The 17,635-nt window shown below is 65.8% G+C and carries 13 protein-coding genes; 7 read left to right on the forward strand and 6 right to left on the reverse strand.

The window, feature by feature from the left end:
- Positions 1 to 465: a DUF3054 domain-containing protein gene (locus tag ACIGKQ_RS06225; protein WP_372474978.1), complete on the forward strand. Its 465-nt coding sequence runs from the start codon at positions 1 to 3 to the stop codon at positions 463 to 465.
- 98 nt (positions 466 to 563) lie between these two features.
- Here the strand turns inward: ACIGKQ_RS06225 and ACIGKQ_RS06230 are convergent, their stop codons facing one another.
- A complete protein-coding gene (locus tag ACIGKQ_RS06230; RefSeq protein WP_235723034.1) occupies positions 564 to 2,207 on the reverse strand; it encodes an NTF2-like N-terminal transpeptidase domain-containing protein in 1,644 nt (547 codons plus the stop codon).
- Positions 2,208 to 2,357: 150 nt separating this feature from the next.
- Here ACIGKQ_RS06230 and ACIGKQ_RS06235 point away from each other — a divergent pair, with 150 nt between their 5' ends.
- Positions 2,358 to 3,104, forward strand: a complete 747-nt coding sequence (locus ACIGKQ_RS06235; protein ID WP_396572765.1) for a pirin family protein — start codon at positions 2,358 to 2,360, stop codon at positions 3,102 to 3,104.
- An 81-nt stretch (positions 3,105 to 3,185) separates the two neighbouring features.
- Here the strand turns inward: ACIGKQ_RS06235 and ACIGKQ_RS06240 are convergent, their stop codons facing one another.
- Complete coding sequence (locus ACIGKQ_RS06240) at positions 3,186 to 4,631, reverse strand: dihydrolipoyl dehydrogenase family protein (RefSeq protein WP_396572766.1); 1,446 nt, start codon at positions 4,629 to 4,631, stop codon at positions 3,186 to 3,188.
- A 57-nt stretch (positions 4,632 to 4,688) separates the two neighbouring features.
- On the opposite strand from ACIGKQ_RS06240, the gene ACIGKQ_RS06245 reads away from it, so the two are divergent.
- Complete coding sequence (locus tag ACIGKQ_RS06245) at positions 4,689 to 6,677, forward strand: M13 family metallopeptidase (RefSeq protein ID WP_396572768.1); 1,989 nt, start codon at positions 4,689 to 4,691, stop codon at positions 6,675 to 6,677.
- A 17-nt stretch (positions 6,678 to 6,694) separates the two neighbouring features.
- A complete protein-coding gene (locus ACIGKQ_RS06250; RefSeq protein WP_268900060.1) occupies positions 6,695 to 7,213 on the forward strand; it encodes a potassium channel family protein in 519 nt (172 codons plus the stop codon).
- Between the two features lie 59 nt (positions 7,214 to 7,272).
- Here the strand turns inward: ACIGKQ_RS06250 and ACIGKQ_RS06255 are convergent, their stop codons facing one another.
- Positions 7,273 to 8,400, reverse strand: coding sequence for an NDMA-dependent alcohol dehydrogenase (locus ACIGKQ_RS06255; RefSeq protein ID WP_160902038.1), 1,128 nt, complete (start codon positions 8,398 to 8,400; stop codon positions 7,273 to 7,275).
- Between the two features lie 190 nt (positions 8,401 to 8,590).
- Here ACIGKQ_RS06255 and ACIGKQ_RS06260 point away from each other — a divergent pair, with 190 nt between their 5' ends.
- The 3 genes from ACIGKQ_RS06260 (at position 8,591) to ACIGKQ_RS06270 (ending at position 12,860) form a co-directional block, all read left to right on the forward strand.
- Positions 8,591 to 10,645: an MMPL family transporter gene (locus tag ACIGKQ_RS06260; protein WP_396572770.1), complete on the forward strand. Its 2,055-nt coding sequence runs from the start codon at positions 8,591 to 8,593 to the stop codon at positions 10,643 to 10,645.
- Positions 10,646 to 10,809: 164 nt separating this feature from the next.
- Positions 10,810 to 11,766 carry a R2-like ligand-binding oxidase gene (locus ACIGKQ_RS06265; protein ID WP_266060895.1) on the forward strand — a complete coding sequence of 319 codons (957 nt, stop codon included), beginning with the start codon at positions 10,810 to 10,812 and terminating at the stop codon, positions 11,764 to 11,766.
- Between the two features lie 236 nt (positions 11,767 to 12,002).
- The gene (locus ACIGKQ_RS06270; protein WP_266060761.1) at positions 12,003 to 12,860 is read left to right on the forward strand and encodes an alpha/beta fold hydrolase; all 858 of its coding nucleotides are present in this window, start codon (positions 12,003 to 12,005) and stop codon (positions 12,858 to 12,860) included.
- A gap of 221 nt (positions 12,861 to 13,081) precedes the next feature.
- On the opposite strand, the gene ACIGKQ_RS06275 is transcribed toward ACIGKQ_RS06270, so the two are convergent.
- From ACIGKQ_RS06275 to ACIGKQ_RS06285, 3 genes are all read right to left on the reverse strand, one after another.
- The gene (locus ACIGKQ_RS06275) at positions 13,082 to 13,762 is read right to left on the reverse strand and encodes a slipin family protein (protein ID WP_266060760.1); all 681 of its coding nucleotides are present in this window, start codon (positions 13,760 to 13,762) and stop codon (positions 13,082 to 13,084) included.
- Positions 13,763 to 14,203: 441 nt separating this feature from the next.
- Positions 14,204 to 16,378, reverse strand: coding sequence for a 3-hydroxyacyl-CoA dehydrogenase NAD-binding domain-containing protein (locus tag ACIGKQ_RS06280; protein WP_396572773.1), 2,175 nt, complete (start codon positions 16,376 to 16,378; stop codon positions 14,204 to 14,206).
- A gap of 34 nt (positions 16,379 to 16,412) precedes the next feature.
- Positions 16,413 to 17,624 carry an acetyl-CoA C-acetyltransferase gene (locus ACIGKQ_RS06285; protein ID WP_396572775.1) on the reverse strand — a complete coding sequence of 404 codons (1,212 nt, stop codon included), beginning with the start codon at positions 17,622 to 17,624 and terminating at the stop codon, positions 16,413 to 16,415.
- Positions 17,625 to 17,635: the final 11 nt, after the last annotated feature.

Here is a 17,635-nt window from a genome sequence, read left to right on the forward strand (position 1 = left end):
ATGTCGAGTTCTCCCGTTGTCGCAGGTACCGACGCCCGGGCAGCTCGGGCCCGAGCGCTGCCGATGCCGGTGACCGCACTCATCGATCTCGTCGCGATCACGGTGTTCGTGATGATCGGCCGATCCAGCCACGACGAGGGACTCACCGTCATCGGCGTGCTGCAGACGCTGTGGCCGTTCGCGGTGGGCGCGGCCGCGGGATGGTCGATCGCGTATGTGTTCTCCCACGTGCGGTCCAGCGAGTGGTTCGGCCACGACTTCCACCCCGAGCGGCTCGTGCCCGCCGGCGTGATGATCTGGTTCTGCGCCGTCGCGGTCGCGATGATCTTGCGCTACCTGCTGCACCAGGGCGTCGCCCCGAGTTTCGTCGTTGTCGCCACCATCACCCTCGGCGTGTTCCTCCTGGGATGGCGCGCAGCCTACGGGGTGGTGCGTCGTCGCTCGGCCTCGTCGCGCGCCAATTGATCTTCCGCGCGCGCAGCCTCACGCGCGAATGATCGATGCGCGCGCGAAACCCACCGACCCCTGAGGAGCCCGGAGCTTGCGGAGGGCGTCACGAAGGGCTACTTGATCCGGAAATACTTCTGCGCCACCTGCAGCGCCGCCGTCCCCGATGTGTTGCCCTCGGTGTAGATGACGATGACCTTGCCGCCCTGCAACCCGAGGAACCAGCCGGGACCCTGCGGCCCGTTGGTACCCACCAGCGCCTTCAGGCCGGGCGCTCCGGTGAGATCACTCGCATCGCCGGTCTTGGCTACCGTCGTCATCGCCCGCAGGATGGGCGCGGTGGTAGCCGCGTCGAGCTCGCCGAGCTGACCACCGGCCACCGTCGTCGGCACTCCCTTGATCACATACGGAGCCACCGAGGTCATCGTGCCCTTCGAACTCCGCGCCAGCGCCACCCCGAGTGCACCCATGTTCATCATCGACATGCTCGGCCCGTCCGGCCGGAAGTCGACGGTGGCCACTCCGGGCTGGTCGTTGGTCGGCGTACTGGCACCGGGAACGGTGAACTGCACACCCAGTCCCAGCCGGTCCATGATGGCGTCGCTGGATTCCTGGTTGGCATTGGCGGTGCGATCCACTTCGGTGAGCACCGGGTTCAGGGTGGTGCCCACGGGATAGACGGTGTCAGCGTTGATGCCCCGGTCGACGGCGTAGCTGTTGCGGGCCATGCCGAGGACTGCGCCGGTGGCCGCGTCGAGCGCCAGGATGGTGGCCGGCTGGCCCACCTCGACCGCCGCATCGCCGAGGGTCAGCTGCAGGCTCTGGTCGACGGTGGTCTGCACATCCGGCCCGGGCGGACCCTGCTCGCCGGCCAACTTGCGCGGCTTGATGCCCGGGCCCACCATCTGCACCTCCCAGCCGGCGGTCGCGTCACGGATGGCCTGCCAGTAGTTGGTGAGCCCCGCCTCCAGGGGCGACGACAGTCGCCGGTCGGCCATCACCAGCATGCCCGCCTTGCGCACCACGACACCGGGCACCGCATTCGGGTCCGACTGCAGTACCTGCATGTCCGGTTCACGCAACGTCACCGCGGTGATGGGTTTGCCGGGGGTCTCGGCCAGCTTCTCGGAGATGACCTGAGAGGTGATCAGCGGTGCGATCGGCTTGATCGTGCGGGCCAGTGCCCGTACCGAACTGCGCACATCCCCGGTCTGGTTCGGGTCGAGGATGATGTCGTTGACCGGCTGCAGGTACATGAACGTCTTACCGCTCCGGCTGCGCACCCGCGGTGCCGGGGTGGCGTCGGTGCGGATCTCGCGCAATTGTCCGCCCACGGGGAGCCCGGGGTGGATCACCGACGGCTCCCAGGTGATCTTCCAACCGGTCGACAGGTGTCGGGCGGTTCCCGAACTGGTGGTCTCGTAGCTGCGGTCCTTGTCCCACCGCCAGGTGGTCTTGAGCCCGAACGACGCCGTCCCGTCGCTGTACTCGACGGGGTTCTGCACCACCATGTCGATGTGCTCGGCATCCATGGACTGCAGGGTCTCGGTGAGTGCCGCCCCGGCCTGGCCGGGGGCGGTGGTGAACTCGGCCGCCCCGCCGGCGTCCTGGCGTTCCATAGCCGCGGCAAATTGCGCCACCGCACCTGCGGCGTCGCCGCTCTCCCCACCCGACACTCCACACGCGCTGAGCGCCACCACGACGCTGCAGGTCGCCGCCGCACAAGCCACCTTCGGCGCGCGCTTGACCCAGATCTTCATAGTCTCAATTTTCACTCTTGTCACACTGGATTTCGATGCCGTCCGCTTCCATTCGGGGATCCGAGGGGTCACGATCGGGTCTCGGGGATCCCGAGGCAGCCCAATTGATGTGGCCGATACCACACGTTCGTTCGCGGCACATAATGGGTCATGGTCTACTCCGTGATTCCGGCCGCCGACCGCGCGGTCACCACCACCGACTGGCTCACGTCCCGACACAGCTTCTCCTTCGGCGATCACTACGATCCATCCAACACAAATCACGGCTCTCTGTTGGTGAATAACGATGATGTGGTCACTCCGTTACAGGGCTTTGACCAACACGCGCACCGCGAGTCTGAAATCGTCACGTGGGTCACGTCCGGCGCACTGGTTCACCAGGATTCGGAGGGCCACTCGGGCATCGTCTATCCCGGTCTGGCACAACGGATGAGCGCCGGAACCGGGGTGCTGCACTCGGAGCGCAACGACACCTGGCCGGATCATCCCGAAGCCGGCACCGTACCCGTCCGGTTCGTACAGATGTGGGTGATGCCCGACGAGTTCGGACTGACCCCCTCCTATGCCGCCGCCGACATCTCCAACGAGCTGACCGCCGGAGGTCTCGTCCCGGTTGCATCCGGGGATCCGAATCGTGATTCGGCGATCCGCATCGCCAATCGCTCGGCCACCTTATTCGCCGCCCGCCTCGACGCCACGAGCTCGGTGGAACTGCCCAGCGGCCGGTTCACCCATGTCTTCGTCACCCAGGGATCACCCACAGTTGGCGAGCACCTGCTTGCCGAAGGCGACGCGGTCCGCGGCGGCGATCTCGGCGGTGTGCGAGTATCGGCGGCCGGTGACGCGGAGATCCTCATCTGGGTGATGGACCGCGATCTGCGCGAACTCATGGGCTGAGTCGGCACCGCATCCCCCGCCACCCCGGCGACAGAACCCAGTTTCTCGCCGACGGAACCCAAAATCTCGCCGACAGCATCGTCAGCGCAGCGACTCCAGCAGCCGCAACCAGATCTCGCTGACCGTCGGATACGAGGGCACCGCATGCCACAGCCGATCGAGGGTGACCTCCCCGACCACCGCAACGGTCGCCGAATGCACGAGTTCGGCGGTGCCCGCTCCGACGAAGGTCGCGCCGACGACGACGTCGCGGGTTCGGTCGATCACCAGTTTGGCGTGTCCCGAGTAATCCGGGTCGAGCAAGTACGTACCGGCGACGGCCAGGTCCATGTCGGCGACGGTGACGTCGATGCCGCTGTCACGTGCCTGCTGCTCGGTGAGACCGACCGCGGCAACCTCCGGCCGGGTGAACACCACCTGCGGAACCGCGGAATGATCGGCGAACGCCGAATACCGCGAGCTGTCGAGGTTGCGTCCCTCGGCCCGCGCAGCGATCACGTCTCCGGCGACGCGCGCCTGGTACTTGCCCATATGTGTCAGCGCCACCCGTCCGTTGACGTCACCGACGGCATAGAGCCACGGATGACCGGACACGATCAGATGGTCGTCGACCACGATCGGTCCGCTGTCGGGCAGATCGATCGCGTCGAGCCCGAGGCCCTCGGTGGCCGGAGCACGCCCGGCAGCGACCAGGATCTCGTCGACGTCGAGGATGTCGCCGGAGCTCCGCAACATCACCCGCGCCGGACCTCCGTGCAGGCGGCCATATCCCGTATCTGCAACATCGCGCCGTTCGACACGGTCGATCTCGGTCCCGAACCGGATGTCGACACCCCGATCGGTGAGCGCGCCGGCGACCATCTCGCCGACGAACGGTTCGCTCTTCGGCAGCAGCCGGTTGCCGCGCACCACCATCGTCAGCTCACGCACGCCCAGGTCCAGCAGCCAGGTGGCCGCCTCGCAGGCCACGACTCCGCCCCCGAGCACCACGATGCGTTCCGGGATGTCGACGAGGTTGGTTGCATCCCGCGACGTCCACGGCAACGACTCGCGCAGCCCGTCGATCGGTGGGATCGACGCAGTGCTGCCGGTCGCGATCACGACGGCTTCGCGGGCATGGATGCGGCGATCCCCCACCGCCACCACCCGCTCGCCGACGATTCGCCCGTGCCCGCGGATCACGTCGATCCCCGCGCCCTGCGCCCACTCCACTTGGGAGCTGTCGTCTCGCCCGCCGGTGATGGCGTCGCGGCGGGCGAGTACCGCCGACGGTTCCGGCGCCACTCCGGACAGACGTTCCCGTGCACCCGGCAGCGCGGCCGCGGCCGCCAATGCCGCACCGGGGCCGAGCAGCCCCTTGCTGGGCATACACGCCCAGTAGGAGCACTCACCGCCGACGAGTTCGTGCTCGATGATCACCGCGGTGCGGTCACTGCCGCGGATGGCATAGTCGGCGGCGTTCTCCCCGACCGGTCCGCCACCGATCACGACGACGTCGTAGGTGCTGGTCTCGGTGTTGTTGCCCATACCACCACCGTAGGTGAGCAGGCTGACGAATCGAGGTTGCGATGACAGGATGGACGGGTGACCGCTTCGCAGACTGACACCTCGCAGGTTTCCGGTATTGATCTCAGCTGGGTGGACGACGACGTCCGCGTCCAGGACGACCTGTTCGCCCACGTGAACGGCAAGTGGCTGGAAAGCCACGTGATCCCGGAGGATCGCTCACTCGACGGCGCCTTCCACGTGCTACGCGATCGCGCCGAGGAGAACGTGCGCGACATCATCACCGAATGCGCCGATGCCGACGCGCTGAGTGGTTCGGACGCGCAGAAGATCGGTGACCTCTACGCATCGTTCATGGACACCGACCACATCGACGCCCTGGGCATCGGGCCGATCCGCGGCGAACTCGACAAGATCGCGGCCATCGGCTCGACCGACGACCTCAGCCTGCGCATCGGGCGCCTCCAACGCCACGGCGTCGGCGGCCTGTTCGGCCTCTACGTGGACACCGACGCCAAACAGTCCGACCGCTACCTGGTCCACGTCGTACAGTCCGGGCTAGGCCTGCCCGACGAGTCCTACTACCGCGAGGACAAGCACGCCGAGACCCGCGCGAGCTACCTGGCCCATGTAAGTCGGATGTTCACGCTGGCCGGCGTGGACGGCGCCGACGACGCCGCGCGGCAGGTGCTGGACCTGGAGACCGCGCTGGCCGAACATCACTGGGACGTGGTGCGCCGCCGCGATGCGGAGAAGACCTACAACCTGATGGCCTTCGCCGAATTCGCCGACGCCGCCGGGTCGTTCGACGTTTCCACCTGGCTCGGCGGCCTGGGCACCACCGGCGATTCGACGTTCGCCGAGGTCGTGGTCGGTCAGCCGTCGTTCGTCTCCGGTGCGGGCGAGCTGATCGGTTCGCGTCCCCTGGACGAGTGGAAGACGTGGCTCACCTGGCGGCTGCTGCACTCGGCGGCACCGTATCTGTCCGGTGACGTCGTCGACGAGAACTTCGACTTTTACGGACGCACGCTGACCGGCGCCGAGACCATCCGAGATCGCTGGAAGCGCGGCGTCGGCTTCGTCGAGGACGCGATGGGATTCGCCGTCGGAAAACTGTATGTCGACAAGCACTTCGGGCCCGAGGCGAAGGCCCGGATGGATGAACTCATCGACAATCTTGTCGCCGCCTACCGCCGCAACATCACCGAACTCGAGTGGATGACGCCGGTGACCCGCGAAAAGGCGCTGGCCAAGTTGGAAAAGTTCACTCCCAAGATCGGGTTCCCCAACACCTGGCGCGACTACGACGCGCTCACGGTCGACCGCGGTGACCTGATCGGGAACGTCGCCCGCGCATCGTCCTTCGAGCAGGACCGGGAGTTCGCCAAGATCGGGCAGCCGGTGGATCACGACGAGTGGTTCATGACCCCGCAGACGGTGAACGCTTACTACAACCCCGGGATGAACGAGATCGTCTTCCCGGCAGCCATTCTGCAGCCGCCGTTCTTCGATCCGGATGCCGACGACGCAGCCAACTACGGCGGTATCGGTGCGGTGATCGGCCACGAGATCGGTCACGGCTTCGACGATCAGGGCGCGAAGTACGACGGCGACGGCAACCTGCTGGACTGGTGGACCGACGAGGACCGCACCGAGTTCTCAGCCCGCACACGCAAACTGATCGATCAGTACGGCGCGTTCACCCCGGTCGGCCTAGACGAGCAGTACAAGGTGAACGGCGAGTTCACCATTGGTGAGAACATCGGCGACCTCGGCGGCCTGTCGATCGCATTGGTCGCCTATCGGCTCGCCACCGAGGGGACCACACCGCCGGTCATCGACGGACTCAGTGGCGAGCAGCGGGTGTTCTTCAGCTGGGCGCAGATCTGGCGCACCAAAACCCGTGACGCAGAGGCGATCCGTCGACTGTCCATCGACCCACACTCACCGCCGGAGTTCCGCTGCAACGGAGTGGTCCGCAACATCGACGCGTTCTACAGCGCCTTCGATGTAACGCCCGGCGACGCACTTTATCTCGACGAGTCCGAGCGCGTCCGGATCTGGTAGAGCCGGTGGCGCAGGAATTGGGGGACCTCGCCGACGCACGCAGAAACGTCGGCCGACGTCAGGTCGCGGCGGCGATCATCCGGCCGATCGCCGCCGCGGTACTTCTGTTGATCGGCTACTTCGCATTGCCGATCAACAAGGAGAGCTCGGTCAACTATCTCGGCCTGATCGTCGGCGCACTTCTCCTGATGGCTTTCTGTGCGTGGGAGATCCGGCACTTCATCCGATCGCCGTACCCGGTCGCCACCGCGGTGGAGATGCTGGTGGCCATCGCGGCGTTTTACATCGTCGGCTTCGCCACCGTGTATTTCCTGTTCTCCGAATACGCCCACGGCAGCATGAGCACCCAGCTCACCCGGATCGACGCGCTCTACTTCTGCCTGACGGTGTTCACCACCACCGGCTTCGGCGACATCTCCGCGGTGTCACAGGGGGCGCGAGTGGCCGTGTCGATCCAGATGGTGAGCACCCTCGCCCTCCTCGGCCTGGGCATCCGATTCCTCAACGTGCTGGTCAACGCTCGTGTGAATCGCTGAGCGATTCCGTAGTACGAACATGCGAAACTTCGCGTGTTCGTACTACGGAATCGAAGAACTCAGTAGTCGTCGTCGCCGTAGACGATCATGCCGCGGATGTTGTTGCCCTCCAACATGTCGTCGTAGGCCTCGTTGATCTGATCGAGTCGGTAGGTGTTGGTCACCAGATCGCTCAGATTCAGCTTGCCGGCGCGGTACTCGTTGAGCAGTGTCGGCACCTGGGTACGCGGGCTGGCGCCACCGAAGATGGCACCCTGCACCCGCTTCTGCAGCAGCGTGAGCTCGAACAGGTTCATCTGGGCGTCCATGGACGAGAAGTTGCCCATGCCGGTCACGATGACCTGACCACCCTTACCGGTCAGACTCAGTGCGGGCTGGATCATCGATCCGTCGATCTCACCGACCGTGAGGATGGTGGTGTTGGCCATCTTGCCCCAGCTGATCTCGCCGAGGACGGGTAGCGCCTCTTCCATGGACTCGAAGGTGTGGGTGGCCCCCATCTTCTCGGCCATTTGGCGCTTGAAGGGCACGGGGTCCACCGCCGCGACGATCCGGGCGCCCGCAGCGGCCGCACCCTGGACGGAGTTGATACCGACGCCGCCGACGCCGACCACCACGACGATATCGCCGGCATGCGTGCCGCCGATCTCCACCGCCGACCCCCACCCGGTCGCCACCCCGCAACCGAGCAGTGCAGCGGTCTGCAAGGGAATGTCCTCTTCGATTTTGACGAGGGACGCCTGGTTGACGGTGATGTAGGGCGCGAAGGTGCCCAACAGGCACATCTGAGTGAGGCCCTGCCCGTCGGTGGTGTGCGCCCGATGGGTGTCATCGGCGATGGACAACCCCGTCAACAGGCGAGCACCCTCGTCGCAGAAGTTCTGATCGCCCCGTGAGCACGGATCACACACCCCGCAGGCCGGAATGAAGGCGGTGACCACGTGGTCACCCTCCTTGAGGTTGGTGACACCGGGCCCCACCTTGGTCACCACACCCGCGCCTTCGTGGCCACCGAGCACCGGCATCGGGGCCGGGCTGTCGCCCGTCCGCAGGTGGTGATCGGAGTGACACAGACCCGAGCTGACCAGCTTGACCTGCACTTCACCGGCTACCGGATCACCGAGCTCGAACTCCTCGATCTGCCACTTCTCACCCGGATTCCGGAGAATTGCCCCCTTGGTCTTCATGCGCGCACCCCTTTCGTTGGACAGCGTTGTGCGATCTGGTACACATCGTTGCCTCATATGCATCACCGCGCATACGAAATCGTTACTCTCGTTGTGGCAGTTCAAGTTTGGGCGTGTGTATCGAGCGTTAGCTCGGTGCCTGTCCGACTGGTCGTCCTCGCGGAGATCGCGAACGTGTAGACATGAAGCCATGGCGACCACGCCCCGGCTCCGCTGGCTGATCCCCGCGCTCCTTCTCCTCGGTTGGCTTGTCATCGGAGGCGTCACCGGCCCCTACGCAGGCAAACTCTCCTCGGTCGCCACCAACGACAACAGCGCGTTCCTCCCCGCGTCGGCGGAGTCCACCGAGGTCAACGACATGCTCGCCGGCTTCACCGACTCCGACACCGTGCCGGCGATCGTGATCGCCGAACGGCCGTCCGGTCTGACGCCTGCCGACACCGAGTTCCTCACCACGGCCACCGCGCCCCTGGCCGGCACGGAAGGCTTCGGGCCGGAATTCTCGCCGCCGATCCCGTCGCAGGACGGTCAGGCAGCGCAGATGTTCATCCCTATCGCGGCCGAAGGTGAACCCGCCGACCATGTCGAGGATCTTCGCAACGCCCTCGCGTCACCACCAGAGGGACTGACGGTCCTGGTCACCGGACCGGCCGGCCAGATCGCCGACCTCGGCGAGGCATTCGCCGGGATCGACGGGCTGTTGCTGCTGGTCGCGGGCGTCGTGGTGATGCTCATCCTGTTCGTCGTCTACCGCAGCCCGATCCTGCCGTTTGTGGTGATCATCTCCGCGATCTTCGCGCTCGGCCTCGCATCGGGGCTGGTGTATCTGCTCGCCTCGGGCGACATCCTGGAACTCAACGGCCAGAGCCAGGGCATCCTGTTCATCCTGGTCTTCGGCGCCGCCACCGACTACGCGCTGCTGCTGGTGTCCCGGTTCCGCGAGGAACTGACCCACAACGACGACAAGTACGCCTCGATCCGCGCCGCCTGGCGCGGCACCATCGAGCCGGTCAGTGCGTCGGCCGGCACCGTCATTCTCGGGGTGTTGTGCCTGCTGTTCTCCGACCTGAACTCCAATAAGAGCCTCGGGCCGGTCGCCGCGATCGGGATCGCCGCATCATTCGTCGCATCGATGACGTTCTTGCCGGCGGCGCTCGCTTTGCTCGGCCGCACCGCGTTCTGGCCGTTGGCGCCGAAACACACCGACTCCTCCGAGCCGAGCAGCACGCACCGTTTCTGGGCAGCGATCGCCGACCGCGTCGCCACACGCCCGCGTGCCATCTGGATCGCCACCCTGGTGGTGCTACTCATCGGTGCCGCATTCGCCCCGACATTCAAGGCCGACGGCGTCGCCCAGACCGATTACTTCCTCGGATCGGTGGATTCGGTGGAGGGCGCCGAAATCCAGGCCCAGCATTTCGACGCCGGCAGCGGTTCGCCCACCTGGATCATCGCCGATGCACCGCAGGGCACCGCGGTGCTCGACGCGGTCCGCGGCGTCGACGGCGTGGCCTCGGCCGAACTCGTGCAGGGTGGCGGCAACCCGACCGTCGTCGACGGAAAGGTCGCGGTGCAGGCGACCCTCACCGACACCGCCGACTCGCTGGCCGCACAGGACACCGTGGTGGCGATCCGCGACGCCGTGCATCCGATTCCTGACGCCGACGCCTTGGTGGGTGGCACCACCGCCATCGACCTCGACACCCGGACCACCGCGATCCACGACCGCAACCTGATCATCCCCATCGTGCTGGTGGTGGTCCTGGTGGTGCTCATGCTGCTGCTACGCAGCATCGCCGCTCCGGTCATGCTGCTGGCCACGACGGTGATCTCGTTCGCGGCGACCCTCGGCGTCGGGGCGCTGGTGTTCAACGGCCTGTTCGACTTCGCCGGCGCCGACCCGGTGGTCCCGTTGTTCGCGTTCGTCTTCTTGGTCGCCCTCGGCATCGACTACAACATCTTCCTGATGACGCGTGTCCGCGAAGAAGCACTGACCCACGGCACCCGCGACGGCATGTTGCGCGGATTGACGGCCACCGGCGGTGTGATCACATCGGCGGGCGTCGTACTGGCCGCGACCTTCGCGGCACTGGCGGTGATCCCGTTGCTCTTCCTTGCCCAGATCGCCTTCCTCGTCGCCTTCGGCGTCCTCGTGGACACGCTCATCGTGCGCACACTGCTCGTGCCGGCCCTGACGCTGGACATCGGCAAGCGGGTGTGGTGGCCGAGTGCGTTGTCCCGCTGAGGATTTGGCAATTCTCCGCGTGGCGATCGACCGGTGGCGACCGCCGCTGGCGATGCGCCGAAACCAAACAGCGACCTGAGAGTTCACAGAAACCAGTACGCCCGTCCGCCACGCCGACTAGCGTCGATTCATCGGATTCGAACGATAGTTAGCTGGTGATCTCCATGACTCTCGCCGACCACACCACGCAGGGACGCACCGACTTCGCGTCACTGCGCAGCGGAGGCCTCAACTGGGACTCGTTCCCGTTGCGGCTCTTCGTCAAAGGCAATGCCCGGTTCTGGGATCCGGCCGCCATCGACTTCGGTCGCGACGCCCAGGACTGGACCGAGATCACCGACGAGCAACGACGCAGCACAACCTATCTGGTGAGCCAGTTCATCGCCGGCGAGGAAGCCGTCACCCAGGACATCCAGCCGTTCATGAAGGCGATGGCCGACGAAGGCCGCTTCGGCGATGAGATGTACCTGACCCAGTTCTGTTTCGAGGAGGCCAAGCACACCCAGGTCTTCCGGCGGTGGATGGACGCGGTCGGCCTGAACGGGGATCTGCAGTCCTTTGTCGCCGACAACCCCTACTACCGACAACTGTTCTACGACGAACTCCCGGCCTCACTACACGCCTTGGACAACGACCCCTCCCCACGAAACCAGGTTCGCGCGAGCGTCACCTACAACCACGTCATCGAGGGCAGCCTGGCACTCACCGGCTACTACGCGTGGCAGACGGTGTGTGCGCGGCATCAGATCTTTCCGGGCATGCAGACGCTCATCAAGTTCATCGGCAACGACGAACGCAGACACATGGCGTGGGGAACGTTCACCTGCCGACGCCACGTGGCCGCCGACGACTCGCTGTGGGATGTGGTCACCGGCCGCATGGAAGAACTCATGCCGCTGGCCCTGGGCATGATCAACTGGGTCAACGAACAGTTCGACGAACAGCCCTTCGGACTCGACAACAACGAGTTTCTCGTCTACGCGGCCGACCGCGGACAGCGCCGCCTGAGCGCCATCGAATCCGCGCGCGGCCGGCCCGTCGCCGAGATCGACCTCGACTACTCGCCGGAGACCCTCGAGGAACAGTTCGGGGAAGAGGACGCGGCCGCGATGGGGCGGTGAGCCCCGACCCGAATGTCCGCGAGCATCACCACTCGCCGCCGTCGATTGGATAATCCACCCGACCCGGCCCACCGGTGATCCGGACGGACACGCACCCCCGGCTCAAGGAGTACCAGCGCGCGAGCGTGCGAGCCCCACCCCCACCCGCCGGCCGAGGAGCGACGAGCGGGCGTGCGAGCCCGTCGCGTCACGAAGCCCCCGTGACAACAAACTAGAACACGTTCTACCCTGATCTCGTGGATGTCACCTACGACGCGACCAAGCGCGAACTCTCGACCGACCAGGGCACGATCCGCTATCACGAGGCCGGCGATCCTTCCGCCCCACCGCTGGTGTTGCTGCACGGCTCGGGGCCGGGCGTGACCGGCTGGCGCAACTACCGCGGCAACCTCGGCTTCTTCGCACAGACCCATCACTGCTACGTCATCGAGTTCCCCGGCTTCGGCGTCAGCGACCCCGTCGAGGGCCATCCGGTGCTGACCGCCGGGTCGTCGGTGATCCGGTTCATGGACGCCCTCGACGTCGAGTCCGCACCGATGATCGGCAACTCGATGGGAGGTGTCGTCGGCGTCAACCTCGCCATCAAGAAACCCGACCGCGTGGAGAAACTGGTCACCATCGGCGGCGTCGGACCCAACGTGTTCAGCCCGAGCCCCAGCGAAGGGCTCAAGCTCCTACAGGAGTTCACCGACGACCCGGATCGCGACAAGCTGGTTCGCTGGCTCTCGGCGATGGTCTACGACCGCGAGCTCGTCACCGAGGAACTCATCGAAGAACGCTGGCAGGCCGCGATCCATCCAGACGCCCAGAAGACCGCACAGATGATGTACGGGTCGGCGGCGTTCGAGATGCAGCAGCAGTTCATGGCCGCCTCCGACACCCCGCCCTACTGGTCGATGATGCACAAGGTCGCCTGCCCCACCTTGTTGACGTGGGGCCGCGACGATCGGGTCAGCCCACCCGACATGGCGATGGTGCCGATGCGGCTGATCCCCGACGCCGAGTTGCACGTGTTCCCCAAGTGCGGGCACTGGGTGATGATCGAGGCCAAGGAGGCTTTCGAGTCGGCGGTGCGCGCATTCCTGCTGCGCTAGCTCAACTCGCCGGTCAAGTAGCAGCGAGCCGCATCCAATCTGCCGGTCGAGTATCGCCGAGCCGCTACGCAATCCGCTGGTCGAGTAGCGCCGAGCCGCAACTCTTTTCGCCGGTCGAGTATCGCCGAGCCGCTACGCAATCCGCCGGTCGAGTAGCGCCGAGCCGCTAGGCGAGGCGCGTATCGAGACCACGCAAGCAACCTCGATACGCGCCCACCCACCTACTCAGCGGCCGCCGGCACGTCCGCGCCGTCAACCGACAGCACGACCCGCGACCCATACGGAACCGCTTGGATCAGCCGCAACTGAGCCAGCGCCGGGTGCGCGTCGAGCAGACGACCGGCGTTCGCCAGCGAACGCAGCGCCGCCGTCTCCGCACGCGCCGCCTCCAGCTTCGCCAGACCGCGCGACTTCGCGGTGATCACTTCGAGCGCCGCAGCACGGACCTCAGCCGGCACCACGATGTCCTTCACCACCACGTCGCGCACCTGGAGGCCGACCTCGGTTCCCGCCGCCGACGCGGCCGATCGGATGGCCCCGGTGTCCAGCGCATCGCCGCGCCGGATCAGGTCGTCGGCACTCACCGACGCCGTCGCCGCACGAAGCGCAATCTGGGTGGCCAGGTATACCGACGCAATCGGGTCAACGGCACGCTCAGTGAACGCCACCGCGTCGGTGACGACCATTCGTAGCGTCATCGATACACGCACCGACATGGCGTCAGACGTCAACACCTCCTGCAGCGCAACAGGTACGAGCCGCTCACGCAGGTCGACGACCCGGTACTGAGCGTCTGATCGCGGCGAGTAGCTGCCCGTCTGGAGGACTCGCGACAGCGAGCCGCCCCGATACTCGAGGACGACGCAGCCGGGATCGACGGACATACGGTTGAAAATGGACATGGCGAGCCTCCTTTCCATTGCGTTGCAAGACATGTCGCTTCGGTATTCGGTGTTGTTGATCGGCCTGCCTGGCGGGACGCCGCCCGCGGGCGGACCGATCGGTGGGGCCCTGTCGTCGACATGCGACGGTGGCCGCTGGACCGATCACGTCCGTGCTCCCGGGGGCGACGCCGAGTGAGGACTCGAACCTCGAGGACGTCAAACCTTTGCCATGCAGTAGACGTCGGGAATCACACGCGCAGAACATGATCGCGGTACCCCGCTCTCGACTGCTCTCCCGATGCCGACGCAGAACTCTGCCACGGTGGCCGTGATCGCGCAACGCATTTGTCGCCGCACCCAGATGCATCGTGGCAGCCAGCACATCGAAAGGGCCCCGACCGGATCGAATCCGCTCGGGGCCCCTTTCGTCAGCTGAGGTCAGCTCAGAGCTTCTCGCCCCTAAAACTTCTCACCACGAGCTGCCTTGTCCACCAGGCTCTGCGGTGGCTCGAAGTTGCTGCCGTACTTGGACGCGAGATCCTTGGCACGGTCGACGAAGCCCTGCAGCCCGCCCTCGTACTGGTTGATGTACTGGATGACACCACCGGTCCACGCCGGGAAGCCGATGCCGAAGATCGAGCCGATGTTGGCGTCCGGCACCGAGGTCAGGACACCCTCGTCGAAGCACTTGACGGTCTCGAGAGCCTCGGCGAAGAGCATGCGCTCCTGCATGTCCTCGAACGGGATCTGCTTGGAGCCCGAGTTGAACTGCTCGCGCAGGCCAGGCCACAGACCGGTGCGCTTGCCGCTCTCGTCGTAGTCGTAGAAGCCCTTGCCGTCCTTGCGGGCGGTGCGGCCGTTCTCGACCATCCAGTCGACGACGGCGTTGCTGCCGTGCTGGGGAACCTCTTTGCCCTCGGCCTTGAGCGCCGCCTCGGTCTCCTTGCGGATCTTCTGCGGCAGGGTCAGGGTCAGCTCGTCCATCAGCTGCAGCGGCGGGGCCGGGTAACCGGCCTGGCTGCCCGCATGCTCGATGAACACCGGGTCCACGCCCTCACCGACGGCCGCGATGGCCTCGTTGACGAAGGTGCCGATCACGCGGCTGGTGAAGAAGCCGCGGCTGTCGTTGACCACGATCGGGGTCTTACGAATCTGCAGCGTGTAGTCGATGACCTTGGCCAGCACCTCATCCGAGGTCTTCTCACCGCGGATGATCTCCACCAGCGGCATCTTGTCGACCGGCGAGAAGAAGTGGATGCCGATGAAGTCCTCTTGCCGCTTGACCCCCTGCGCGAGGCTGGTGATCGGCAGGGTCGAGGTGTTGGAACCCAGGATGGCGTCCGGCTCGACGATGTCCTCGATCTCCTGGAAGACCTTGTGCTTCACGTCAACCGACTCGAAGGCGGCTTCGATGACCAGGTCGACACCCTTGAAATCGGCGGCGTCGACGGTCGGGTGGATCCGGCCGAGCAGCGCGTCGCTCTTCTCCTGGGTGGTCTTGCCCTTGGCGAGTGCCTTCTCCTCGAGCTTCTCGGAGTAGCCCTTGCCCTTCTTGGCGGCGTCGAGGTCGATGTCCTTGAGCACGACCTCCATGCCGGCCTTGGCCGATACGTAGGCGATCGCGGCACCCATCATGCCTGCGCCGATCACACCGACCTTCTTGGCGGTGTACTTCTCGATCCCCTCGGGGCGCGAGCCGCCACCGTTGATGTGCTGCAGGTCGAAGAAGAACGCTTTGATCATGTTCTGCGCGACCTGACCGGTCACCAGCGAGACGAAGTAGCGGGTCTCGATGATGTCGGCGGTGTCGACGTCGACGTAGGCACCTTCGACGGCGGCGGCCAGGATGGCGCGCGGAGCCGGCATGTTGGCGCCCTTGATCTGCTTTCGCAGCAACGCCGGCAGTGCCGGCAGGTTCTGTGCGAACGCCGGGTTGGTGGGAGCACCACCCGGGATCTTGTAGCCCTTCTTGTCCCACGGCTGCGCGGCTTCCGGATTCTCCTTGATCCATGCCTTGGCGGCCGGGATCAGTTCCTCGATGGAGCCGACGACCTCGTCGACCAGTCCGGTCTCCTTGGCCTTGGTCGGGTTGAACCGCTGCCCCTGCAGCAGCACACCCATCAGCGCATTCTGGATACCGAGCAGACGCACGGTACGGACCACGCCACCGCCACCGGGCAACAGGCCGAGAGTTGCCTCGGGCAGACCGATCTGGACACCCTTGACATCGGCTGCGATGCGGTAGTGGGTGTGCAGCGCGATCTCCAGGCCACCGCCGAGCGCGGCACCGTTGATCGCGGAGACGACCGGCTTGCCGAGGGTCTCGAGGCGCCGCATGACCTTCTTCATGGCGTTGGTGCGCTCGGTGATCGCGGTGGCGATCTCTTCCTTCGACTGCGAGCCGCGGTCGCTGCTCATGTCCTTGAGGTCGCCGCCGGCGAAGAAGGTCTTCTTGGCGGAGGTGAGCACGACACCGGTGATGTCGTCCTTCTCGGCTTCGAGGCGCTCGACGATCGTCGGCAAGGAGGTCATGAACAGGTCGTTCATGGTGTTGGCGCCCTGGTTCGGGTCGTCCATGGTCAGGACAACGACCCCGTCGGCGTCCTTCTCCCAATTGAACATGTTGTCACTCATGGTGTTTGAAGAGTTCTTTCTGTGAAGTGGAAGGTCAGAGACGCTCGATGATGGTCGCGACACCCATGCCGCCGCCGATGCACAGGGTGACCAGGCCGTAGCGGCCACCGGTGCGCTCGAGTTCGTCGAGGCAGGTGCCGAAGATCATCGCGCCGGTCGCGCCGAGCGGGTGACCCATGGCGATGGCGCCACCGTTGACGTTGACCTTCTCGTGCGGGATCTTCAGATCCTTCATCCACTTCATGACGACCGACGCGAATGCCTCGTTGAGCTCGAAGACGTCGATGTCGTCGACGGTCAGACCGGCCTTCTTCAGCGCCAGCTCGGTGGCCGGGGTCGGGCCGGTGAGCATGATGGTCGGCTCGGAGCCGATCTCGGCGAAGGTGACGATGCGGCCGCGCGGGGTGAGCCCGTTGCGCTTGCCGGCCTCTTCGCTACCGAGCAGCACCAGGCCGGAGCCGTCGACGATGCCGGAACTGTTGCCGCCGGTGTGGACGTGGTTGATCTTCTCGACGTTGTGGTACTTCTGCAGCGCCACATCGTCGAAGCCGGCCATGTCGGCCAGCGCCTGGAAGGCAGCCTTGAGCTTGCCCAGCGACTCGACAGTCGAGCCCGGACGGCGATGCTCGTCGTGGTCGAGCACGATGACGCCGTTGATGTCGCGGACCGGAACCACGGACTTGGCGAAGTAGCCGCTGGTCCAAGCCTTCTCGGCACGGGCCTGCGACTCGGCGGCGTAGGCGTCGACGTCTTCGCGGCTGAAGCCCTCGAGGGTGGCGATCAGGTCGGCGCCGATGCCCTGCGGGACGATGTAGTTGTCGTACGCGGTAGTCGGGTCGGTGAACAGCGCTCCGCCGTCGCTACCCATCGGCACGCGCGACATCGCCTCGACACCACCGGCCAGAACGAGATCGTCGAAGCCCGACGCGACCTTGGCGGCGGCGAGGTTCGTGGCTTCCAGGCCGGAGGCGCAGAAGCGGTTGATCTGGGTGCCGGGGACGCTCTCGGGCAGGCCGCTGTTGAGGGCCGCGGTGCGGGAGATGACCGCACCCTGCTCACCCACCGGCGACACCACGCCGAGGACGACGTCGTTGATCTCGGCCGGGTCGAGGGAACCGTGCCGGGAAAGAACCTCGTCGATCAACCCGGACACCAGGTCGACCGGCTTGACGCTGTGCAGCGAACCGCCGCGCTGCTTGCCACGGGGCGTACGGATCGCCTCGTAGATGAATGCTTGATCAGCCACGATTGAGTGTT

Source organism: Gordonia sp. NPDC062954 (assembly GCF_044543825.1).
Lineage (GTDB): Bacteria > Actinomycetota > Actinomycetes > Mycobacteriales > Mycobacteriaceae > Gordonia > Gordonia tangerina.